Annotated in this window: 23 protein-coding genes and 1 tRNA gene; 1 reads left to right on the forward strand and 23 read right to left on the reverse strand. The window is 37.3% G+C overall.

Going from position 1 to position 23,951, the window contains the following annotated elements; all coding sequences use genetic code 11:
* Positions 1–33 precede the first annotated feature (33 nt).
* From H3R29_RS02965 to H3R29_RS03025, 13 genes are all read right to left on the reverse strand, one after another.
* Complete coding sequence (locus H3R29_RS02965; protein ID WP_198202554.1) at positions 34–972, reverse strand: nucleoside hydrolase; 939 nt, start codon at positions 970–972, stop codon at positions 34–36.
* Positions 972–1,766, reverse strand: coding sequence for an energy-coupling factor ABC transporter ATP-binding protein (locus H3R29_RS02970; RefSeq protein ID WP_198202555.1), 795 nt, complete (start codon positions 1,764–1,766; stop codon positions 972–974). Before H3R29_RS02970 ends, H3R29_RS02965 begins: the two co-directional genes overlap by 1 nt.
* A complete protein-coding gene (locus H3R29_RS02975) occupies positions 1,763–2,599 on the reverse strand; it encodes an energy-coupling factor ABC transporter ATP-binding protein (RefSeq protein WP_198202556.1) in 837 nt (278 codons plus the stop codon). Before H3R29_RS02975 ends, H3R29_RS02970 begins: the two co-directional genes overlap by 4 nt.
* Positions 2,596–3,339: an energy-coupling factor transporter transmembrane component T gene (locus H3R29_RS02980; RefSeq protein WP_198202557.1), complete on the reverse strand. Its 744-nt coding sequence runs from the start codon at positions 3,337–3,339 to the stop codon at positions 2,596–2,598. The genes H3R29_RS02975 and H3R29_RS02980 overlap by 4 nt, the downstream gene beginning before the upstream one ends.
* Positions 3,332–3,943 (reverse strand): hypothetical protein, encoded by a 612-nt coding sequence (locus tag H3R29_RS02985; RefSeq protein WP_046325472.1) that lies wholly within the window; start codon positions 3,941–3,943, stop codon positions 3,332–3,334. Before H3R29_RS02985 ends, H3R29_RS02980 begins: the two co-directional genes overlap by 8 nt.
* Positions 3,944–4,102: 159 nt before the next feature.
* The gene (locus H3R29_RS02990; protein ID WP_198202558.1) at positions 4,103–5,098 is read right to left on the reverse strand and encodes an ADP-ribosylglycohydrolase family protein; all 996 of its coding nucleotides are present in this window, start codon (positions 5,096–5,098) and stop codon (positions 4,103–4,105) included.
* The gene (locus tag H3R29_RS02995; RefSeq protein ID WP_198202655.1) at positions 5,085–6,788 is read right to left on the reverse strand and encodes a glucose PTS transporter subunit IIA; all 1,704 of its coding nucleotides are present in this window, start codon (positions 6,786–6,788) and stop codon (positions 5,085–5,087) included. Before H3R29_RS02995 ends, H3R29_RS02990 begins: the two co-directional genes overlap by 14 nt.
* A gap of 71 nt (positions 6,789–6,859) precedes the next feature.
* The gene (locus H3R29_RS03000) at positions 6,860–7,795 is read right to left on the reverse strand and encodes a nucleoside hydrolase (protein ID WP_187156752.1); all 936 of its coding nucleotides are present in this window, start codon (positions 7,793–7,795) and stop codon (positions 6,860–6,862) included.
* Between the two features lie 9 nt (positions 7,796–7,804).
* Positions 7,805–8,761: an ABC transporter permease gene (locus H3R29_RS03005; protein WP_046325476.1), complete on the reverse strand. Its 957-nt coding sequence runs from the start codon at positions 8,759–8,761 to the stop codon at positions 7,805–7,807.
* Positions 8,761–9,906: an ABC transporter permease gene (locus tag H3R29_RS03010; protein WP_046325477.1), complete on the reverse strand. Its 1,146-nt coding sequence runs from the start codon at positions 9,904–9,906 to the stop codon at positions 8,761–8,763. The genes H3R29_RS03005 and H3R29_RS03010 overlap by 1 nt, the downstream gene beginning before the upstream one ends.
* Positions 9,899–11,434, reverse strand: a complete 1,536-nt coding sequence (locus H3R29_RS03015; protein ID WP_305067108.1) for an ABC transporter ATP-binding protein — start codon at positions 11,432–11,434, stop codon at positions 9,899–9,901. Before H3R29_RS03015 ends, H3R29_RS03010 begins: the two co-directional genes overlap by 8 nt.
* Positions 11,435–11,508: 74 nt before the next feature.
* Positions 11,509–12,579: a BMP family protein gene (locus H3R29_RS03020; protein ID WP_187156753.1), complete on the reverse strand. Its 1,071-nt coding sequence runs from the start codon at positions 12,577–12,579 to the stop codon at positions 11,509–11,511.
* 118 nt (positions 12,580–12,697) lie between these two features.
* On the reverse strand, positions 12,698–13,789 hold the full coding sequence (locus H3R29_RS03025) for a BMP family protein (RefSeq protein WP_110446542.1): 1,092 nt from the start codon (positions 13,787–13,789) through the stop codon (positions 12,698–12,700).
* A 281-nt stretch (positions 13,790–14,070) separates the two neighbouring features.
* Between H3R29_RS03025 and H3R29_RS03030 the strand changes: the two genes are divergently transcribed.
* On the forward strand, positions 14,071–14,604 hold the full coding sequence (locus tag H3R29_RS03030; protein ID WP_198202559.1) for a methylated-DNA--[protein]-cysteine S-methyltransferase: 534 nt from the start codon (positions 14,071–14,073) through the stop codon (positions 14,602–14,604).
* A 53-nt stretch (positions 14,605–14,657) separates the two neighbouring features.
* Here the strand turns inward: H3R29_RS03030 and H3R29_RS03035 are convergent, their stop codons facing one another.
* The 10 genes from H3R29_RS03035 to H3R29_RS03080 all read right to left on the reverse strand — a co-directional run bounded on the left by H3R29_RS03035 (position 14,658) and on the right by H3R29_RS03080 (position 23,885).
* On the reverse strand, positions 14,658–15,320 hold the full coding sequence (locus tag H3R29_RS03035) for an HD domain-containing protein (protein ID WP_370567381.1): 663 nt from the start codon (positions 15,318–15,320) through the stop codon (positions 14,658–14,660).
* A 15-nt stretch (positions 15,321–15,335) separates the two neighbouring features.
* Positions 15,336–15,408, reverse strand: a tRNA-Thr gene (locus H3R29_RS03040).
* 63 nt (positions 15,409–15,471) lie between these two features.
* Positions 15,472–15,810, reverse strand: a complete 339-nt coding sequence (locus H3R29_RS03045; RefSeq protein WP_110446546.1) for a heavy metal-binding domain-containing protein — start codon at positions 15,808–15,810, stop codon at positions 15,472–15,474.
* A 75-nt stretch (positions 15,811–15,885) separates the two neighbouring features.
* On the reverse strand, positions 15,886–16,281 hold the full coding sequence (locus H3R29_RS03050; protein WP_198202560.1) for an NUDIX domain-containing protein: 396 nt from the start codon (positions 16,279–16,281) through the stop codon (positions 15,886–15,888).
* Positions 16,282–16,381: 100 nt separating this feature from the next.
* The gene (tyrS, locus tag H3R29_RS03055) at positions 16,382–17,647 is read right to left on the reverse strand and encodes a tyrosine--tRNA ligase (protein WP_198202561.1); all 1,266 of its coding nucleotides are present in this window, start codon (positions 17,645–17,647) and stop codon (positions 16,382–16,384) included.
* Between the two features lie 270 nt (positions 17,648–17,917).
* Complete coding sequence (locus H3R29_RS03060) at positions 17,918–20,890, reverse strand: alkaline phosphatase family protein (protein WP_198202562.1); 2,973 nt, start codon at positions 20,888–20,890, stop codon at positions 17,918–17,920.
* A gap of 21 nt (positions 20,891–20,911) precedes the next feature.
* Positions 20,912–21,544 (reverse strand): glycerol-3-phosphate acyltransferase, encoded by a 633-nt coding sequence (locus H3R29_RS03065; protein WP_198202563.1) that lies wholly within the window; start codon positions 21,542–21,544, stop codon positions 20,912–20,914.
* Positions 21,544–22,668 (reverse strand): LCP family protein, encoded by a 1,125-nt coding sequence (locus H3R29_RS03070; protein WP_198202564.1) that lies wholly within the window; start codon positions 22,666–22,668, stop codon positions 21,544–21,546. Before H3R29_RS03070 ends, H3R29_RS03065 begins: the two co-directional genes overlap by 1 nt.
* A gap of 103 nt (positions 22,669–22,771) precedes the next feature.
* Positions 22,772–23,338 carry an aldose epimerase gene (locus H3R29_RS03075; protein ID WP_198202565.1) on the reverse strand — a complete coding sequence of 189 codons (567 nt, stop codon included), beginning with the start codon at positions 23,336–23,338 and terminating at the stop codon, positions 22,772–22,774.
* 259 nt (positions 23,339–23,597) lie between these two features.
* Complete coding sequence (locus H3R29_RS03080; protein ID WP_198202566.1) at positions 23,598–23,885, reverse strand: type II toxin-antitoxin system HicB family antitoxin; 288 nt, start codon at positions 23,883–23,885, stop codon at positions 23,598–23,600.
* Positions 23,886–23,951 lie beyond the last annotated feature (66 nt).

Genomic DNA, 23,951 nt, shown 5'->3' on the forward strand with positions numbered 1-23,951 from the left:
ACAATTATGTAATAAAATTGACTGCTTTTAATTTCAATTGACTAATTTTTGGTCCAAAAACTGCAAACTTTTTTGCAAAAGAGCAAAAAATAGCTTTTTAGTCATTTTTTTAATTAGTACATTATGGGCTGCTTTATTCTCGTCTTTTCCCTTAGCAATATACGTTTGCCCATATGCATCGCCGTGATTAGTATTAACTTTAATGTTGGCTGGAACGGCCTCAAAAAATTCTGGCCAAATTGCATACTCCATTGCAACTAGGTCGTGTACAGGTGCATCTATAAAACCAAATTGTTCGCCTGACTTTTGATAAAAATGTAACAAATTACCTGCCATTTTAGATGCTGGACCACCAAATTGAAGACTTGCTATTTGTTTTTTAGTAATAGTAGTTTTTTCAGTTACATCTAAACCCGCCATGATCACTTCCAAGGGTGAACTAAAGACAATTTGCGCTGCTTCAGGGTCAGTCCAAATATTGAATTCAGCTAAGTCAGTAGCGTTGCCGTGATCTATACCTCCGCCCATAATAACTATTTTAGCTATTTTAGGTATAATTTCGGGAAAAGTTTTAATTAATAACGCGATGTTTGTGAGCGGTCCCGTAGCAACAATAGTCACCTTTTGAAACTGCTTTTTCAACATATTTGCCATAAAACAAATTGCATTGTCATCTTCAACCGGATAAGCATATTTATTTAAACTATCTGAGCCATCCATACCAGTGCTGCCATGAGCTTTTGCCTGCACGTGTAATTGATTAAGCAGTGGCCCTGCTTGTCCTTGAACTAACGGAATGTGTTGCTTACAAAAGGCTAGTAAGTAGCCCGCATTTTGCGTTACCAAATTAATATTCTGATTGCCGCCAACTGTGGAAACACATAAAACCTTTACCTTATCAGGATTACCTAAAGCAGTTAATAAAGCCATCGCGTCATCTTGACCAGGATCGCAGTCATATAAAATATCCATTAATTTACCGCTCTTAGTAGATCTGTAACTGTTAAGACGTTGCTAAACCCTAGTTTTTTTGCCAGTTGACCAATTACTGGCGGTTCTAATTTACTCTTACGTAAAAGAGACTCATCACTAAAAATTTCTGCAGGAGAACCTTCTTTTTGCTTATGAGCCTGAGCAAAAACTATCACGCGTTTAAAATTATTAACTACAAAGCTCATGTCGTGTGTAATTGTAATCACTAGCTTATGCATGCTTGTTAGTTTTTTGATAATTTTATTTAAACGTATAATTGAGTTATGATCCTGCCCTGCGGTTGGTTCATCAAAGACCATAACTTCTGGGTTCATAGCTATAATTGCCGCAATTGTAACAAATTTTCTTTGAGAATAAGGTAAATTATATGGATGTTCATTTAATTTATTATCCAAGTGACACAGTCTAGCAGCATCTTTTACCCTGGTAGTTATTTCCGTTTGTGGCAGCTTTTGCTTTTTTAGCGAAAATGCAATTTCTTTTTCAACTGAATCTTGAAAAATCTGCTCATCAGGATTTTGAAACACATACCCCACATGGTGAGATAATTGAGCTACACTGATTCCTTTAGTATCTTTATCATCGAGTAAAACTCGACCCTCATCAGGTCTAATCAATCCGTTCATCATTTTTACAGTTGTAGTTTTACCAGCACCATTTTGTCCTATAATAGCTACTGCCTCACCTAGTTCAAATTCTAAATTGACACTTTCAACTGCATTATTTTTATTATCATACGAATAACTGACATCATCCAGACTTAAGTAACTCATGCTTTAGCTTCCTTTAACATTTCATATGCTTCATCAACTGTAACTGGAACTTGTTTTGATTTAGGATATTTTTTTAAATAGAAAGCTGATACTTCTGGAATCTGTCCACCTGCAGCTACTACTTTTTCATCACTAAAAACATGATGTGTTTCTCCTTTAACCACAAGTTGTCCGTCTTGGATCACTGCAATTTCATCACAAACTTGAGCTAGTAAATCAACTTTATGATCAACAATAATTATGGTCTTACCTTGCTTTTTCAAGTTTTTGACAATATTATACACAGCTAATGTCGAGCTGGGATCCAGCTGTGAAGTAGGCTCATCTAAAATAATTAATTCTGGATCTAATACAATAACTGAAGCCAGAGCTACCATTTGTTTTTGACCACCAGATAAATCATAAGGATTCTGATTACGTATTTTTTCTAAGTTTAATAATTTTATGACCTGCTCAACTTTTTCATTAGCTTCTTCTCTGGGAACAGCCAAGTTCTCCAGTCCATAACCTATTTCATCATAAACTGTATATTTAACGCCAGTTATTTGTGTAAACGGATTTTGAAAAGCATAGCCAATTTTTTGTGCCAGTCTGCCCAGGTTAGAAGTATCCAGCGGTTTGTCTTCAAAGATAACCTTTCCTTCAAGTTCGCCTTTATAAAAAGCAGGAATAAAGCCACGCATTATATTGCACACAGTCGTTTTACCAGAACCATTGCTGCCAATAACACCCAATACTTCACCTGGCTCAACCTTTAATGACAGATCTTTAATCGTTAGGTCTGAAGTTAACGGATAGCGATAATTGATATGTTGCAGTTCTATTAAGCTCATAGAAATTTACCTCCCCAAATAACAAAAACAACCAAGATTAAACAGAGTATTATGTCTAATAAATAATCGATTTTCTTTTTAGAGATATGATGCAAAGTTGTCCGGGGAGTTGGATTAGAAAAGCCACGTGCCTGTAACGTTAAAACTTTTTCTTCATTTTGCTCAACAGAAGATAAAACTAAAGGCCCCATCATTGGTATAAATGTCTTTATTCTTTGCCATAATGAACCCGTAGTTTCTACTCCTCTTGCTTGCTGTGCCTCACTAATGATATTTGACTGCCACATTAATTGGGGAACAACCTGAATAGTTGAAGCTAAAACAAAGATAGCTTTTTTAGGCAACTTAGTTTGATCCAGAGCTTGGATGATAACATCGCTGGAAGTAACCAAAAAATACCAGATAATTGGTAACGAAATAGCAATTATTCTGCTTGCCAACATAGTTGCAGTATTAAGGCCTGTTTGTGAAAACTTAATGACCCACCAAATTTTGTGTGAATCAGGATAGCTGATGAAAAACACTTGCAGTACAAATAGAAAGACTACAATTAATGCTAAAGATTCAAAAAACAATTTAATTAGTCTGACTAATGTACCAGAAAATAATGCCAGAATCATTGTCACAGCTATTAAACACAATTGAACCTGCCATTTTGAGCTCATCATACTAAGTAAAATAAGAAGTAAGACAATTAATGCCTTAGTTGAAGGATACAGTGATTTAAACAATTTAAGCATAGATTAGAGCCTTTCTGTTTTTAATGTATGGTCGACCATAATTTAATTTTATTAAAAATCTATCTGGTAAGCGTCTTACTAAAAGCCAAGCAATAGTGAAGTTAAAAGCCACACTAAAAGTACCCCCAACTAAGTTTGCTTGGATTGTTGACCAAAGCAAAGCTTTGCCTGCTGCTAAAAATACAGCTGTAAGCAAATCACTACCAGCTCCTGTTGCTCCACCGAACACAAAAGTTGTTACTATAGCTGAAGGTACTGCAGTTGCAACATTAACAATTGCACATGCAATAACTGCCGTAAAAATGTTGCTAAAAAACTTAAACCGTGAAAAATAACCAACAAATAATGCGTTAGTCATGGCTACCAAGGCGAATGGAATCGCAGTTGGTATTAACATACCATTAATGATATTGCCTAATAAAGCCATCACCATTCCCACCCACGGACCGGCAATCATAGACACAAAACATGTTCCTACCTGATCAATCCAAACAGGTAATTTTAATGCCGCAGATAACTGATAACCGACAAAATTTAACGCTACGCCAACTGGTATTAATAATAGTGCCAGTAAATCGAAATCATACCTAAGTCCTCGTTTCAATTTTTCCTCCTTAAAATACGAACAATATAATGATATACGCATAAACTTATACGTATGATTCAATTTAAGAATACATGAAATGATTGTGATTTTCAAGGCTACTTTTATTTAAATATAGGAAAAATTTTGCGTTAGCAAGGAGATAATACAAACTTTATTTTATTTTACTACTTTAAATAATTGTTCGGATATATAATTAAGATTAATCTGGTTTACTTTCTCGATCCGAGCAATTTTTGAAATTGGTATACTTTCAGGACGTATACCACCACATATACCAGTGGCAATTGAGCCAATTGTATCTGTATCCCAGCCAATTTCTGCAGCTAATTGTGCCGCTTTCCATGCATCTGCCTTGGCAAAGTCAACTATGGCCAAAACACATGGAATAGTCTCTATCGTTTCCATTCCACTGCCCACTTCTTGATAAAGCCGTGAAAGCAAAACTGTTCTTGTTCTGGAAGTCTGAACAATTGCTTTTGCCTGATTAATGCGAAAAACTAAATCAGCGGATGGAAATTTAAAGCCATTCATTGAGCCCTTTTGAGCAAAATCTACGGCAATTTGCCATATTGTACTGATCTTTGTGCCGCCCCTTACAACATAGCTATCTATAGCTGCTATCGCACTAGCTCCAGCAATGGCAATACTTGTGTTATGGGTGGGCATACAAATAGCCGAAACAGCCTTTAGCAGTGCACTAGCATTTTTATAGTCAAACACAATACCAACCGGAGAAATTTTCATTGCTGCTCCGTTAGTAGTACCAGTAATTCCAGCTTTTTCAAGTGGTAACCCGTTTTGAATAGCTTTAATAGCACTTTTAGTTGATGGACCCGCAACATACTGTGCCATATTGGAATCCTGTGTCCATCTTATTAAGGATTTAATAAATTGCCTGCTGTCTATTTTGCCATTATTTTTAATTAACATTTTGCAGACTAATAAGGTATTAACGGTATCATCAGTGATAGAGCCAGCCGGTAAATCTCTCTTGTACGGTCCGCCGCTTACAGGGCTTAGCAACTCATGAATACCACTAGGAAATTTTTCGTGAATAAGTTCTTGTGGCAATACTTCTGTTGGCATTCCCATAGCATCACCTAGTGATACTCCCTGCAATATTCCTAAAACTCTTTTCTTATCTGGTTTCATTTTTCCTCTTAACTAAGCATAAATTATTCTTATCAAAATAGTATTCTGGATTTTTCAATGCAATCAGCAATGTTTCTGGATTATAGCCAGCTTGAATAATATTATTGATGTTTACATTTCCGACTTTGTCTCCTCTTGCAACTAATTGTCCTACTTTTAAATTTAGTTTTACAGCTGCTTTTTTTAATTTTACCGTGTCAATTCCGACATGTACCAAAAGTTCAACACCTGCAGTAGTTTTCATACCAAATGCATGTTGGTCGGGCGCGATCATAATGATTTTCCCATTTACGGGAGCATAAATGTCAGCATTAGTCGAGGATAAGGGAGTAATTGCTATTCCATCTCCCAGTACCTTACTGGCAAATGTCTGGTCCTTAGATTGTGCAATATCAAAGTATGTTCCCGCAATTGGGGCCGTCACTTTAATTTTAGGTAAACTGTTATTCTGTTCGCTAACTAAAGCAGCAATGAAGCTGGCGAAGATAGCAATTAAAATCGAAATTAAACCTGTTATTAGTGGATCCCAGGTCGGCTGTTCTGGATTAACCAAGGAAAGAATGCTGCTTGGAAAAGCATACATTTTAGCGTTAGCTATGGCTAAATAAATTGCGCTGAGAGCTAGTCCAACAAGACTTGAAATATACCTGCTTTTCTTTAATGTCGTATAACCATATAATGCGGGTTCAATAATACAAAAAAGGCAATTTTTCACAGTATTCTCCACTTTTTTACTTTTTAATTCTTTATGCTTTGTTGCAATTCCCAAAACTGCTCCCAATTGGCCAAACTGTGCAGTTGAAGTAAAAGCAAAAAGCCAAGAATAGCCTAAGGCTCCTAAGTTGTTCAGAGCAAGTAACGTTAACCACCAATGCTGACCCTTGACAACTAAAAACAAATAAAGTATAGAACTTACTAACGCTGCAATGACAGGCACTTTTAGCATAATTAACTTGATAGTATCTGAAAATAATTTGCCTAAAAATAGGCCAATTGGTGCTAAAAATAAAATTCCTATTACACTGGTAATGATAAAGCCCAATGTAAAATTATAAGTAGCACCTATGATTCCCCTAATTTTTTTATCCAAAAACACAAAAATAATTTTGCTTGCCAGGCATACCAAAATCACAGGAATAAAAGAACCAACATAATTGGGAAAAGCTTTGAAATAATGATGTACTGCCATTAATTCTATACCAAAGCCTATTCCAGCAAGTGGGTTCAATTTGATACTTTTGGCGGTGCTATAACCAATAATTATTGGTAAACAAAATACGGGAAGTCGTATTAAATTTAATAGAAATTGATAATTATCAGCGGAAACTAAATTGCACAATTTAATTAATACTAAAACACCTTGAAAAATAGCCGCGGTTGTATATAAAGGTAGTATAGGAACTAAAATTTGACTTGGTATGGTTTTCCACTCAATAGCTGTAAAATCATTCCCACCTGAATGCATCTGCTTTTGCAGACTGGCAAATTCTTTTTCCACGTTATTGCTCACTATAATCTGGTATTCATGACCAACAAACTGTTCCTTAATCACATTTTTTTCACTTGCAATTTGCCTTCTATTGACAGATTGCGGATTTTTGACTTTAATACGAATCCTAGTCATACAGTGTGAAATTGATTCAATATTATCTTTTCCACCTAAATCTGCAATTAAATTCTTGCTGTTCATAATTGTCCACTATAAATTTTAATTACAAGAAAACCCTCGAAAATCGAGGGTTTTCTCTTTATAAGTATTACTTAACTACGCAATAATAATTCATCAAACTTTTTAAAGAATAGCTTTTTATCTGCTTTAGTCACTAAAGTTATTTCACGACCAGCGGGATCATCTTCCAGACGGCCTGCTGCCAAGCCTTGGGTAATTACTCTTACCTTGTGTTTTTCAGTCGTCAAAACAACTGCGGGATACAGGGCACTAATGACCGTTAAAACGTCCCAGAAGTATAATTGCGCAGTTGGTATTGGCGGATTAACCAGAAGGCAATATCCTTGTGCAACTAAATCCATAGCTGGATGTTCACTTAAACTGGCCCAGTGCATTCTTAACTCATCAGTTAAAGGCAGTTCTTCACTGCTTTCAAGACCAATAACCTGCATGGGAATACTTGATTTCAAAACAGTTTCAAGCGCAAAAGGATCCCAGAAAGCATTCCATTCTTGAGTACCGTCAGCATTAACCTGAACAACATTACCATGACCATCAAGGGAACCACCCATCCAATACAGCTTTTCAATGTTATCCGCAATTTGAGGATTAGTTTCTAGTGCGCGCGCTAAATCAGTTAAAGGACCTGTCATAACTAAAGTTACAGGCTGCTCTGATGCCATAATTTTCTCAACCATATCTAAATGAGCCGGCTTGTCCGCCATCTTGGTAATCACTTTGCCAGAACGATTCAATAAAGGCAGATAATTGAAAGAATATGCCGCTTTACGCCAATCTTCCGGAAACTGGTTAACAGCGCGAGAATTTGATTTGGCAATTTCCAATTGATCACCGCGCAAGTTAAAGCGGTCTGTCAACTTACGACATACTTCAACAGCCGGATCAACATAGCCATCTGCATCAATTGCACTGACACCAATCAACTTAATATCCGGGGCTTGCAAAAACAGCAAGCAAGCTACTAAATCATCAATATTACCATCATGGTTAAAATAAATTGTTTTCATTAATACTCCCTATTTTGACTTAATATAATTTTGACCATCAGCTGCTGGAGCAACCGATTTTCCGAAGAACAGAACTAAAACTATGATTGTAATTACATAAGGAGCAATTTGCATGTAAACAGCAGGTATGTGGCTGAAGAACGGCAATTGATTGCCGATGATACTAATACTTTGAGCAAAACCAAAGAAAAGCGAAGCCATCATTGCACCTAACGGATTCCATTTACCAAAGATCATGGCCGCCAAAGCCATAAAACCTTGGCCTACAATAGTAGAAACTGAAAAGTTACCAGAAATTGCCTCTGCAAAAACTGCACCGCCAACTCCACCTAAAAAGCCTGATATTAATACTCCAGCATAACGCATGCCATAAACATTAATCCCCAGAGTATCAGCAGCTTGCGGATTTTCACCACATGAGCGCAAGCGCAAGCCAAAGCGGGTTTTATACAAAATCCACCACAATACTACGGACACCACTATTGCCAGCCATGCTGGTGCTGATGTATTTTGAAAGAAAATAGGCCCTATTACAGGAATATCAGCTAAGCCGGGAAAACTAAAATAACCAAAGCTTTGAGTAATGTTTTCAGTTTGCCCTTTATCATAAATAGCTTTAACTAAAAATACTCCTAAAGGCGGTGCCATGAGGTTAAGTACAGTTCCACTGATAATATGGTCAGCATGAAAATTAATAGTGGCAACAGCATGTAGTAATGAAAAGAGCAGACCCACAATTCCACCAATCAATAAGCCAAGCCATGGCGTTGCTTTACCAAAAGTAGAAGCAAAAGTCAGGTTAAACACAATGGCAGAAAAGGCACCGATAGTCATTATTCCTTCTAGGCCAATATTGGTAATACCTGAGTTTTCACTATAAACGCCACCTAAAGCGGTGAAAATCAACGGAGCCGAATAGACAAAAGTTGATGATACAATTAACGCTAAAATCGTAACTAAATTCATTAATTTTGTCCTCCTTGAGTTTTAGTAGAATCCGCCACCGCACTGTCTGAATCCGTATCAGCGGTTTTGGTGTCTCTTTGAATTGCCTGGGCTTTTTTAGTTTTAAATAGCAGTCCAATAACATATTGAATAGCAACAAAGAAAATAATAGCGGCAATAACTATCGAAACGATCTCATAAGGAATACCGGCAATGGTCTGCATCCCTAGACCACCAATTTTTAATATCGAAAATAATAATGAAGCTAGCAAAATACCAACAGCTGTGCCGCCACCAAGAAGGGCAACAGACAAGCCATCCCAGCCAATATCCAAACTAGTCGTCTGAGTAAAGTAGTTTTGATAAGTACCAAGGCCCTGAACAACTCCACCTAAACCGGCAAAACCGCCAGACAGGAGCATCGATAGCATAATATTCTTTTTAGCAGACATTCCGGCATAACGACTAGCTGCAGCATTAGTACCAACCGAACGAATTTCAAAGCCGGTGGTAGTCTTCCTCATTAAATACCAATACAAAAAGACGGCGACTAAAGCAATAAAAATTCCCGCATTAATCCGTGAATCACCAAACATTGAACTAAGCCAGTTAATCTTTAAACTACCGTTAGCAGTAATTGTTTTAGTAGTATCAGTATCAATACGTAATTTCGCTGACATTACCTGCTGCATCAAATATTGACAAGAATAAAGCACAATGTAGTTAATCATAATAGTTGTAATTACTTCGTTAGTCCCAAATTGAGCACGCAGCCAGCCGGCAACACCGGCAACAAGTGCACCGGCAATAATACCGGTAATTACAGCCAGTGGCAGTAAAAATACTTTAGGCATGTTCGGATTAGCCAGCACTACCCAGATGGATGACAACCAGCCTGCTTGCGCCTGACCGGGCAAACCAATATTGAAAAAGCCAGCAGTAGAAGCAATGGCAAATCCAATAGCAGTGAAAATCAGGGGAGTTGCTTCACGAATAGTTTCACCTATACCATTCATATTGCCTAAGGCGCTGGAAAACATTGAAGCATATGCTTGAAACGGGTTGTAACTCCAGACCAGCATGATGATTGCCCCAACTAAAAAGCCTGCTAAAATTGAAATAATTGGTACTAAAATTTTCTTAGTTTTTAGTGTTACTTTAAGCAAGAGCGCTGCCTTCTTTCTTAACGCCAGTCATTAACAATCCTAATTCCTCATCACTCGTGTTTTCCGGCCTGACTTCACCTGAAATACTGCCATTATGAAGGACAATAATCCGATCAGACAACTGCATAATTTCATCAAGTTCATACGAGATTAACAAAATTGCTTTACCTTGAGCTCTTTCGTTTAAAAGCTGCTTATGAATGTATTCAATAGCACCAACATCAAGTCCGCGTGTCGGCTGAAAAGCAATAACCAAATTGCTGTTGCGGCTTAGTTCACGGGCAATTATCACTTTTTGTTGATTACCACCAGATAAATCACTCACAGGCATTTTTTCACTGGTCGTCCTGATATCAAATTGCTTAATCAAGTTTCTAGCATGTTCGTGAATGACATCGTAGTGCATGACGTTGTGACGTGAAAATGGTTCTTGATAATAAGTTTGCAGGGCTAAATTATCTGAAACTGAAAAAGGTAAAATTAAGCCATATTTTTGCCGGTCAGCAGGAATATATGACACGCCCTTTTCAGTTATCTGGCGTACCTTGCGATTAGTCATGTCTTCGCCGTCAATTATAATTTTGCCGGCATGAACATGTTGCAAGCCGGTTAAAGCTCTGACAAGTTCATCCTGGCCATTACCATCAATACCGGCAACACCCAAAATTTCACCAGCATGCAAATTAAAAGACATTCCTTTAATTACAGCCACGTTTTGCTTATTTTTCACTTGCAAATTTTCAACCTGCAACATCGTTTTACCAATTTTTGCTACTGGCTTATTAAGCTTCATGTTAACATGACGACCAACCATCAATTCCGCCAAACGATTATTATCAACGTTAGCAACATTAAAAGTTCCTACACTTTGGCCAGCACGAATAACGGTGACACGATCAGCAGCTCTCTCAATTTCTTCCAGCTTGTGCGTGATTAAAATAATCGATTTACCCTCTTTAGCCAGTCCACGCAAAATTTGAATAAATTCCGTAATTTCTTGTGGCGTTAAAACAGCAGTGGGCTCATCAAAAATCATAATATCAGCTCCGCGATACAAAACTTTCAGAATTTCCACTCTTTGTTGTTGCGCCACTGTAATCTCACTGATTTTTTTCTGAGGGTCAATATTTAAGTTATAGCGCTCAGATAAGGCCATAATCTGCTTTTCAGCTTTTTTGAAATCTAGTTTAGGTCCCTTGGTTGTTTCATGGCCCAAAATAATATTTTCCAAAACTGTAAAGGATTCCATCAACATAAAGTGCTGGTGTACCATACCGATACCTAGATCTTTGGCGATAGTCGGATTTTTAATATTAACCTTTTTTCCGCGAACTTCGATTGAACCTGAAGTGGGCTGAATCAATCCTGATAGAATGCTCATGAGAGTTGATTTACCAGCACCGTTTTCCCCTAATAACGCTAGAATCTCACCTTTTTTCAAAGTCAGATTAATATCGTTATTGGCTTTAAAGCCATTAAAATCCTTAACAATATGGCGCATTTCTATTACGTTCGTCATATCTTCCATTTTATGTAAATTTCCTTTTTCGTAAAAAACTCTTTGCATAAGTATACACAAAGAGTTTTAATCAATAATTTACTTTAATTTTGCGCTACAGTAATTTTTCCGGCAACTATTTGTTGTTTGGCCTTTTCTACTGCCAGCCATGCCTTTGGTGTAAGGTTGCCTTTAGTAATTGAAACACCATTGCCTTTTAAGGAGTAGACAAGATGCTTTCCTCCTGGGAACTTACCTTTAGCCGCATCGTCAGCCAAGGATTTAGTTGCAACGTTTAGTCCCTTCAATACTGAAGTTAAAGTAAAGTTAGCCTTTTTACCATCTTTCGTTTTATAGTTACCTAGATTTTGCTGGTCAACATCTACACCAATTACCCAAACCTTGTTACTTTCGGGTTTAGTTTGATTTAGGGCCTTAGCTTCTTGGAAGACTCCGCTACCGGCTGAACCTGCAGCTTGGAATACTACATCACATTTATTAGCATACATTGACTGAGCAATTGATTTAGCTTTATCGTTTGAAGTAAAGTTACCGATATACTGTACGCTGACATTGATCTTTTTATGCTGAGCTTTAGCAGCGTCTTTTACGCCTTGCTTGAAACCAGCTTCAAAAGTATCAATGATAGCTGACTTAGCTCCTCCGATAAAACCAACTTTGTTGGTTTTAGTAGAATAAGCAGCAGCCACACCACCTAAATATGATGATTCATTACTCTTAAAAGTTACTGAAGCCACATTTTTTTGACCAGTAATCACATCGTCAACGATTACAAAATTTTTCTTAGGATTCTTTTTAGCAGCTGCTTTAACCGAATCTTTTAACATATAACCAATACCAAATATTGTTTGGTAACCAGACTTAGCAGCCTGGTTAAAGTTAGGTGTATAGTCAGTAGCACTGCTAGATTGGAAATACTGATAGCCTTTACCTTGCTTGAAATTATGTTCTTTACCATAATCTTTAAAACCGGCCCATGCAGCCTGGTTAAAGGACTGGTCATTAATACCATTGCTATCAGTAATTAAAGCAATACTGTCTTTTTTGTTCTGACTGCTTGTTCCCTGCTTTTTTCCCGAGCAAGCATTCAAAACTAAAGTAAATGATGCCATTAAAAATCCTAATGACAAAAATTTCGTAAATTTCTTACCCATTAATTTACCCTCCACAAAATACGAACTTTTCATAATTAATATTATAATAAAATACGCATTAATTCAAGAAATATTTTTTTGTGGTTGATTATAGGTAAAAATGTTGGCGTATTGCGAACTATTTACTTGGATGAATTGGTACTTTGATATTACCCTTAATAATTTCTGTACGAGCTTGACGTGAATATTGCCAAGCTTTTGCACTAATTTGTCCGCGTTTGATCGAAACTCCGTTAGTTTTTAGACCATAAACCAGTTGCTGACCGCCAGGGAATTTCCCATGATAAGCGCGATTAGAAATATCACGTGTAGCTACATTTACACCGGTAATAACTGAAGTCAAAACAAAATTATCCTTTTTACCATCTTTAGACTTGTAGTTACCTAAATGTGACTGGTCGGAATCGACGCCAATAGCCCAAACTTTGTTAGCAGCTGTTCTTGTCTGGTTAATTGATTTAGCCTCTTGGAACAAGCCGTTGCCAGCTAAACCAGAAGCGTGGAAAATGATATCAGCTTTTTTAGCATACATTGACTGGGCAATTGCCTTTTCTTTATCAGCACTCTTAAAGTCGCCAACATATTGGTTTAAGAGTGTAATCTTTTTATGCAATTTTTGCGCTTGGTCATGAACGCCCTTGGTAAAACCGGCATCAAATAAATCAATAATATTGCCATGGGCACCGCCAATAAAGCCGATGACATTCGTCTTTGTTTCTGTTGCCGCAACAACACCGGCCAAATAGGAAGCCTGTTCACTCTTGAAGTTGGCAGAGGCTACATTTTTCTGCCCCTTAATCACTTCATCAACAATAACGTAGTTCTTTTTAGGATTCTTTTTAGCAGCTGCTTTGACCGCATCCTTTAAGCTATAGCCTATACCAAAAATAGTCTGGTAGCCGGCTTTGCTGGCTTGATCAAAATTAGGCTCAAAATCCGCTGCACTGCCTGATTGAAAATACTGGTAGCCATTGCGCCCGCGATTAAGATTATGATCTTTGCCATATTCCTTAAAGCCTTGCCAAGCAGACTGGTTAAAAGAATTATCATTAACACCCGCAGTATCAGTGATTAGCGCAATTGAGTGCTTGGCACTACTACTTGAATTGCTGGCGCCACCCTGCTTTTTACCTGAGCAAGCAGTAAGCGCTAACCCTGCAGCAACCGCTATCGCACTGATGGAAAAGATTTTTTTGATTTTTGACCTCATATTGTACCTCCTGTAAATATCACAATACCTAACATACCATATCTGGTAGTATTGTCAAAAGTAAGCTACAAGATAAAGTGTTGATCTGATAGCATTCCTATTTTTTCATGAAAGCGAAACTGAGCCTTACTCATAATGTTTTGTATACCACAAATAAAAAAGTTAAAATTTTCGTATAGGTGTTAATTAAGTTAATCTGGCGCCATTAAGCAACCTTTGTTCATAAACTAACGTATAATAAAATAAACGGTAAAATGTTCGTCAATGATAAAGGTAATCTAATGAAATTATATAAAGCTTTTTTTAAATCAAAATTAGGAACATTAACGCTTTTAAGCGATGATAACCACCTCTTAGGATTATGGTTTAACGGGCAAAAATATTTTGGTGCCGGCTATGATTTGAGTCTTGTCAAAGTCTTTCCCAGTAACCCGATTAAATTGGCCCAAAAATGGCTGACTGACTATTTTGCTGGGCAAAAACCAGACCCATCTACCGTCCTCGTGAAACCTGACGTGTCAGCTTTTAGGCAAAAAGTACTTAAGGAACTGCAAAAGGTGCCTTACGGTGAACTTGTCACTTATAAAGAATTATCCGCTCGAGTGCAAAAAGGGCAAAAGAATAAAGTAAATAAGGCTCGTGCAATTGGCAATGCTGTTGGACACAATCCTATTAGCTTAATCATTCCCTGCCACCGTGTAATTAGCAGTGACGGCTCTTTAACGGGTTATGCCGGAGGTCTTGACCGCAAAAGGGCATTATTAAAAATGGAAAATCCCTTAAGCAAATTTTCCAGTCAATTAAACTTGCTATAAAGCATTTAATATTCGGTTTTAAAGCAAAAAAGCTGCATGGAGCCTCATGCAGCTTAAACATTCCATTCGGACATAAATTCTTGGACATAGTCACGCATAAATTCGGTTCTTTTTTGCGCTTCCTTTTTTCCTCCAGCTGTATTCATTAAATCAACTAAGTGAAATAATTTTTCATAGAAATGGTTAATTGTTGTTTCCGTGTGTTTTCGATATTGATCATGACTAACCAGCTTTTGCGGTTTGATTCTGGGGTCATATATAACATTGCCATGGGACCCACCATAAGTAAAAGCGCGTGCAATACCGATTGCACCTAGGCTTTCAATGCGATCAGCATCTTGGACGTATTCTCCAGAAACTGGCAACTGATAATGGTGTTCGATATTGGCTGAAAAAGACATGTGCTGCATAGTAAATAGAATATCTTTAATTTCTAAAGCAGTAAACCCTGCTTGTGGCAACAATTTTTTAATACTGGCAAGAACCTGATCAGGATCTGCGCAAATCTTTTCATCAATAGTATCATGCAAATATCCAGCCGCCTCGATAATAGCAACCATACGGCTGTCTTTATGTGCAGCAGAATTATCCTGCAAATACATTTTGCTAGCCAAATGCGCTACCCGTTGGCCATGATAAAAATCATGACCAGTTTTTTCATCTTGCAGCTGCTCTTTAACAAATTCTGTTACTTTAGCTAAATCCAAATTAATCATCCTTCCTTATCCATAAGCCACTTCCCAGATTTGAACTGGGGACCTCCTCCTTACCACGGCGGTGCTCTACCTTCTGAGCTAAAGTGGCGAATTAAATTCAGTAAAAAAGCATTCACTTTTCATAAAGCGAATACTTCAAATAATACTATATCTATTCGTTGTCTGCAATAAATCTTACAGCAGTACCGTAGGCAACCACTGACTGCATGTCGCCACTGATTGAACCAGAGTCAAAACGCATCATCACAATTGCATCTGCGCCCTTATCCTCTGCAGCTTGACGCAGCCTTTCTAAAGCTTGATTGCGAGAATCTTCCAGCATTTTGGTGTAACTGCGAATTTCACCACCAACAACTGATTTTAATCCTGCACCAAAGTTTTTAACAAAATTTTTGGACTGAGTAGTCAGACCAAATACTTCTCCGATAATTTCGTATTTTTTACCAGGTATATTTTCTGTAGTTGTTATTAAAATTTCTTTTTGTGCCATTTTGCCCTCCTAGCAGTATGGTTATACGTTACTAAATTAATAGTATGAAATCCCATAACTTTTTTGTCAAATTAGTCAAATCAGATTTATTATTTTACAAGCAACTTTAGGAGGCATTAAATTAATCTGAGCTAGGTCTTTGACAGCTACCCAATCAGGCTGATAAACATTTGCATTATTTGAGCGTTCTTTTTCTTCTCCACTAATTTCTGGTGCAGCTATAAAGGAAATTTCAGCATAAAAGAAATGTTCATTTTCTTGACTTTTGTACTCAAATAGCTGGTTTAAGGCAGCTGGTTTTAGTTGAATACTTAGTTCTTCATCAATTTCTCTTAATGCAGTTTCAACTGGGGTTTCATTCCCTTTAGCTCCACCACCAGGTATTACCCAGTAGTTACGACCATTTTTAAATCTGTGGATTAATAAAACAGCCTTATTTTCTTTATTATAAAGTATTACGCGTGCACGCATTTTTATCCTCCTAAATTAAAAAATGATGTGTTTCTTATTATACTATCTTAATTGGAGTTAAAAAAGGGCAGTTGCGAAAATAGCAACTGCCTCTTTTAGATTAATCTTTAATTGTAACTAAAGTATATTTTCTTTTACCTTTTCTAATAATAACGTATTTACCGTCAAAGGCTTTAGCAGGATCGACCTCAAAGTCTACTGCTTGTTCGCGCTCACCATTAACATAAATTGCTCCGTTAGCAACATCTTCTCGTGCCTGACGCTTAGAAGGCTCAATCTTAGTATCAACTAAGAAGTCTATAATATTTTTGCTCTGAGAAGGTGCTGCGGCTGCAGGAGCACTCTTAAGTCCCTGCTCAATCTGTTTAACCGACAAGTTTTTAATATCACCGGAAAACAGGGCGTCTGTGATCATCTCTGCCTCTTTTAATCCTGCTTCGCCGTGAACAAACTTGGTTACTTCCCTTGCAAGTGTTTTTTGTGCTGTCCGTTTCCATGGTTCGGTTTTTACTTGTTCAGCCAGATCATCAATTTCTTCATGACTAAGAAAAGTAAAGTACTTCAAATACTTAACTACGTCACGATCGTCCTGATTGATCCAGAACTGGTAAAATTCGTAAGGACTGGTTTTTTCAGGATCAAGCCAAACAGCTCCACCTGCTGATTTACCAAACTTAGTGCCATCGGCTTTTAGCATTAACGGAATTGTTAAACCAAATGCCTGTCTGTCTGATCCCATTAACTTGTGAATTAAATCAATGCCAGCTGTGATATTGCCCCACTGATCGCTACCACCAATTTGCATTTGGACACCATAATTTTTATTTAGCTGGTAAAAATCAATGGCTTGTAAAATTTGGTAGGAAAATTCAGTAAAGGAAATACCATTATCCAAGCGACTGGCAACTACATCTTTATTAATCATATTATTCACTTGGAAGTGTTTGCCGTATTCACGCAGAAATTCAATTAAGCCTAATTTATCAAGCCATTCAGCGTTATTAACGATTTCAAAGTTGTCAGTGCCAAACAGTTTTTCCATTTGTTTAGTCAGAGCTACCTCGTTTTCATGCAACTTTTCTGCACTAAGAAGCACCCGCTCAGATTTACGCCCAGAAGGATCACCAATTGTTCCGGTACCACCACCAATAACAATCACAGGATGATATCCGGCCAACTGAAATCTTTTTAAGATCATGAAGGGAATAAGATGGCCGATATGAAGGGAATCACCTGTAGGATCGGTACCACAATAAAGGGCTAAATCATCGTGTTCTTGTAAATACTTGGTTAAGCCAGCCTCATCGGTTTGCTGGTTAATCGCTCCGCGCCACTTCAAGTCTGCTAAAATATCAAAGTTTGCCATCTTTTTTCCTCCAATAAAAAAATCCCCAGATTCATTTTTGAATCTAGGGACGACTAATTACCTTTTCAGCCGTGGTACCACCCACGTTTACACTTAATCACAAGTGCCTTAACTATGGTCTTTACGGGAACCACCCAACTAGTATTTCGCTACTCTTGACCTGTCTAGCTCACACTAACCGCTAGTTCTCTGAACGCTGAATCAAGGTGCTACTTAAAATTGTTATAAATGATAATACTCATTTTTTCTTAATAAGTCAATATAATTTTATTACTTATAGAAGCCTTTAACCTTTAAGCCATAAGCTTTGCCAGCTGTCATATCATATTGAATAGCTTCATAGTCAGCTAAAATTTCTTGTTGCTTTTTAGTGAGATATTTTGGATCAATTACTTGTCCTTGCCGTCCAATTAATTCGAAGCCTTTATCTCCTTTAAAGTTAATCGTAATTGCCGGCAATTTCTTATGTACTTCAGTCAGCAGCGCTTGATAAGGGGTAACTTTCGAATCAGTCTGTTCTAGCATCATAGCAATAAAGTCACTCGAGCTGACGAAGTTATTAGCTCTACGCGGCAATCTGGTCTTAGCACCATGTTGCCGAGCATACTTGTTTGAGTAAATAAAGTAGCGCGTTGAATGCATTTGTACCGGATATTTAGCAGTATAATTTTGAGAAATAATGCTTGGGTAATGATCTCCATAAAAGACTAAAGTAATAGGCTTTTTAATTTTATCAATTTGCTTGATAAATTGCTCAACTGCCTTGTCAGTATATTGTGTACCCTTGACATAGGTAGCCATTTGATCACGTACCGCTGGAGACTTGAACAACTCTCCCGAAATTTTACCCATGTATTCGTTGTTTGGATACCAGTTATTATATGGCATATGGTTCTGAATTGATATCAGGTTAATAAACTGGCCGCCATTACGTGAATTGATTTCTTTCAGTCCGTTTGCGTAGGTAGTAAAGTCAGAGTTATAACCACTTTTACCTAACTTCTTTTGGTCAATAATTTTATATTTTGAACCGACGTAGATAAATTTATCAAACTTAAATCTATGGTAGTCTTCCTGGCGTGAGTAGTATGTACCGATAAATGGGTGGACTGCAGATTTATATTTAAAGTTCATCCCTATTGTTGGATAGAAGTCATAATTTGGCACTATCTGAACGTAAGGGGTCAAAGTAGACTTGAACATACCCATATTCAAACCGGTTAAGGTTTCCCATTCCATGTTGGCAGTACCACCACCATAACCAGCACTCAACATATTACCGTAGGTTGAGCGTGATTTCATCGACTGGATAAATTTAACTGGATTTGGAACATCACGATCGAATCTAATCGTAGGGAAGGTACTTGGATCAACAAAGCTTTCGCTTAGATTAAAGACAATGGTTTGATCCTGCAGGTCATTTTTACGTTTCTTATTAATTCTGGCAGCAACTTTTTCATACTTGGTATTTAGTTGCTTAATGCTTGTTTCTGAATAACCTTCAGGTTGATCCATAATCTGCAGGTCAATGTAATTCAGGAAATTAAGCACAGGCCCATTAACCTGAATATCCCGCTCTGGATTACGGAACCTTTGCCTGTTGTCAAAACCGCGGTTAATATGATAGATTACACCACCATCATGGTTAAAACGCAGCGGCGTAACAAATAATAACAGGCTTAACAATGCCCAAATTCCACGCCGTTTCCATGATCCGCGCTTTTTAATTGGACACTTTAATTCTAAGAAGATGTCCAGCGCAATTATGACAATTAATGCAATTAAAATTGCAATGACAGTTGTTTTACCAATCATTGGAATCAAGGTTCTCCAATTAACTATCTCACTTAATTCAGTAGGATAGATTGGTTCACCACGGAGTAAAAGCTTAATCTTATTTGCGATAGCCCAGCCAATAGCTATCAGACTCACCAGAATATTCGAGGTCCAATAACGCGTTGTTACGAAATAAAATACTGAGAACAATGCATCTAGAAAAATGGTGGTCAGAATCATGGCAAAGAACTTAGTGCCAAGAAGATAAACTATCGCATTAATCGTTGACGCTGTGCTTATCTGAATTCGTAAGTTATCAGATTCAATCAAGAAGGAGCCAAAACTTAAAATGTAGAACCAGGCCCAAGTTAGCAGATTAACCCTGTTTTTAATAACAAAGTTGGTAAATATTGCCCAACTCTTCTCACAAATTTTAGCCAGATTAGGTTCATGATCTAAGTAATTGATAACCTTAGCAAATGGATTTATCTGGAACAAATAGCGCTCAAGCAATTGATACCAGACAACCACAATGATTGTCATCACTACCAGCAAAATCAGCTTGTCAATAATCGATGACCCTGTAAAGCTAAAAGCTCTCATAAATCTGGGTGAAATAGGTGCATCCATGATCATGATTACTGGGATAAAGTAGCGCATCTGCTTTTTATTTAAAGTTAAGATTAACTTCTTAAACAATAAAAAGACGGCCACCACCATTAAAAACATAAATGGCGACGTAGGATTATTTAAAAATTCCCTATTCCAGTCGCCACCACCATTACCGGAAATTATCTGAGACCAGTAAACAGCATCAAAACCGGAAACGCCAATCACTACAATAAAGAAGGACAAAAACCCACTGATTAAAGATAATGTCAGCAACTTATTATTGATGGGAACATTGGCTAAAAACATGCCCCAGGCAAAGAAAAGTACTAAGTACAAGCCATAAAGCGTGTATTGAAAAGATAAATTACCAGCACTTAAGGCAAAACCTAGTAATGTCAGCAAACTTAGTACTAAGAGATTTTGCTTAACAGTTAATTTATGCAAAAAATCATATAGGTGTGGCTGGATTAGCAAGCAGAAAACCAGTCCGGAGAACAAAACTGAAGTACTGGTAATGATAGGAAACAGCATTCCCCAAACGCGCCACATATTAAAACGGGTTGGAACTATAAAGAAAAAGAAAATGTAGTAAACGATTAAAGTGACACTGGCTAACAGCCAATATTTAAAGCTTTCACTAACACTTTGCTTTTTCTTACTGTAAACAGCACCGAATACCATAGGCACTATCATTAAAGTCGCGTTGTGCAACATGTTAGGCATAAAGTGAATAAATGAAAAGTGCGCTCTGGCAGCAAATCCTTTCAAATTAAACATTTGCACTAGCATAAACAGAGTTGCCACCAGTAGGAAAATTATCTGAATAGCTTTTAAAGATTTCTTATTTTTATTCATATTCCTAAGTTATATTCCTCACTAAAAATGATGCTGTTGACTATCATGTCTTATACCCAATTTTTTCTTAATTGAGTATAAAACATCAACCTTTTTTCCGTTGCCAGTAAAAAAGTCACGTAGGTCATATCTAAATTTGAATACCATGACCAGAGTCATTATTAATAATACGATTCCCGCTTCTTTAACTTTAAAAAGTTCATACAAACTGAACAATATTATAAAAATTATCGGTGGAATCGTCAAATTTTGTAATACTATCAGTAGTATTAAACAAACTAGAAGTGTCACCGCAGCAGCAGGAGTATCATACAGCGCCGCTACTATCACGGCTACCGTTACGCCCTTTCCTCCATCAAAATGGTTCCAAAAGGGAAAGCAGTGCCCCAGCTCCAAGCCTAAGCCCGCATACAAAAGAGCAATATTGTCTGAGAAAAGATAGTGTACGATAACAAGACAGATGAAAGTTTTTAACAAGTCACCAATACAAGTTAATATACCCCATTTTTTCCCAAACACTGCTCCGACATTTGCCGTGCCTGGATTACCCGAACCCACCTTTGTGGGATCTTCGTGTAAAGCAAAGCGGCAAATAAAAACCGCAGTCAGCAAGCAGCCAAATCCATATCCGATAGCGATTGACCACAAACGCATTACCAATTGTCGCCTTCTTCCTGGTAACTTTGATCTTGATAATCCTCGTAAATATGATAGTCTTGATTTTCAGGATTTTTAAAATCAAATCCTTGATTTTTGTTACGTTTATTTTGGTAGGTTTCGTTATTGTCTACTGGTACAACAGACAAGCCTAATTCCGTTCGTAAATAATCTGATACTCGCTGCAATTCCTTAGTTGATTGCACCTGATAAGACGCACCGTCAATTGTCGCATTGTGTCCGTGAAGATAATCATTTTTGACATTCTTAGTAGAATCACGGTAGTTAAACGCAATTTGACGCAGCGCATCAAAGGGCAAATTAGTTTTAATGTTATCAGAAATTGCGGACAATACTGAATCTAACCTGGCTAAAGTATTGATTGACACTGACTTCTTGATAATAGTAGTTATCACTTGGCGCTGGCGCTTCTGACGGCCATAATCACCTTCTGGATCGTCATAGCGCATACGTGAATAGGCCAGAGCTCCGCCGCCACCCATGTGAGTCAACAGATTTTTCTTAAAAATGTAACCACCATATTCAAAACTCAAAGTGGGTTTGATATTAATGCCACCGATATAGCGGATTAGCCGCATAATACCTTTCATATTTACCAAAACATAATATTTAATTGGCACATTAACTAACTTGGACACGCTTGCCATGGACATGGCTGCTCCGCCAACAGGATAAGCAGCATTAATTTTTTTAACTTGGAATTTTTCTGCTCCTATCATTTGGGCCATTGTATCTCTTGGTACCGACATCAATGAATAGCGCTTTTTCTGCGGATTAACGACGGCAATAATAATAGTATCAGTATTACCTATTTTTTCTTTACGATCAAGTGCCCCGGTATCAGTGCCCATTAGCAATACAGCAAATTTTTTCTTGCCATCAAACTCGCCATTTTTGATCTGCACACTATTTTGGTCATCGTAGGCATTATCAACTGCATCTTTCGTGCGCAAATAAATATATGCGGAATATGCACCAACCGCCACAGTCAACAGGACTGCAAGGCTTAACACCCAAGCTAAAATCCGCTTTCTTCTGTGGTAGTCCTTGGCGTGTAATTCGACCCGACTCTTATGCGGGTGATTCTCGTTGTGATCCATAACTTTTTACTTACCTAAAATCTAGTTACAATGAGTATATTATAGCAAAAAAACAAACCGACGACGGTTTGTCAATTTTATCTTATTAAAAACATTAATTTGTTTAACTCAATGTTAAGGTCAACGTCAATTCTTCATCACTATCACTGGCAAGACTGGATTGGTCTATACTAGCTTTAACTTGATCATGAGAAGCAGTTAATGCAAAATGAGCAGAATCCAAAGTCAAAGTAGTATCGTCCCTACTCAGCTCAAGTTCATTGGCGTTGGTAGTGATTGACCAGCCTGTAAAAACAGGCATTAAGAATTGTAACGAAAATGGCAAATCTTTATGCGAATTGTTTTTTAAATAAAACTTAATATCAATTCTATTTCCCTCCAAAGCATATGTCAGAATTGCCTCAAAATGGTAAGGAAAGTTTTTATAGCTTGAGTTGTTGTCAATTAACGCTAAGCTTACTCTGGAATCTCCCTTATCTACAACCGTCCATGGCAGGATGTCAGCCAGGTTTTTCCCTTGACCTGCTCCCTTAAAAATAATCTCTAATTGTTTTTGCTCATTCTCATCTTTAAAATAATCAGTCTGCTTATTTTGGGCAATAAAGTTAACTAACTTGGCACCCTTTTCAGAAATAGAAATTCGCAAAACAGAACTTTCAATCGTTTGCATAATTTACTCCCACACTTTTTTTCTTTCTCAAAAATAGCACTCAAATAATGTTATTGTCAATTTGTATCGAATATCTAAAATGCTTTTGTACATTTAATTAGAGCTTATTGCAAACACTTTTTAGTAAAACAAGCTAAAAGTATTAGCAAAATTTTGTTAGATATATTATAATAGACTTGTTCCCGAGAATTAAAAGAAAGTTTTTGGAACAAGTTAATAAAAAGAGCATCCCAAGAAATTGGGGTGCTTTTTTTGTAAATCAAATTTCATAATTAATACGATCGCGCGACGCCTCAGTTAAATCTGCAGAAACCGGTGCAACAAAGGAACCATCATCTGGCAACTTAATATCACTAACTTTGCTAACCTTCGGCAATACCGCTTTGTTATATAAACGACTCGCAAGTGTATCAGCAGCCATTTTCATTGCTTCACGCAGACCCTGCCCTTCGGTTATTCCCCCTTTAACATCAGGGAAACTAATTACATATATATCATTTTCCAGTGGCTTAAAAATGGCTGGATACGTCACAACTTTATGGTTCATCCTAAACCTCCTCGTTTTGCACTTTCCCTCTACAATAATATACCCAAATAAGTAAAAAGAAGAAAA

Source organism: Lactobacillus sp. M0393 (assembly GCF_016102025.1).
Lineage (GTDB): Bacteria > Bacillota > Bacilli > Lactobacillales > Lactobacillaceae > Lactobacillus > Lactobacillus melliventris.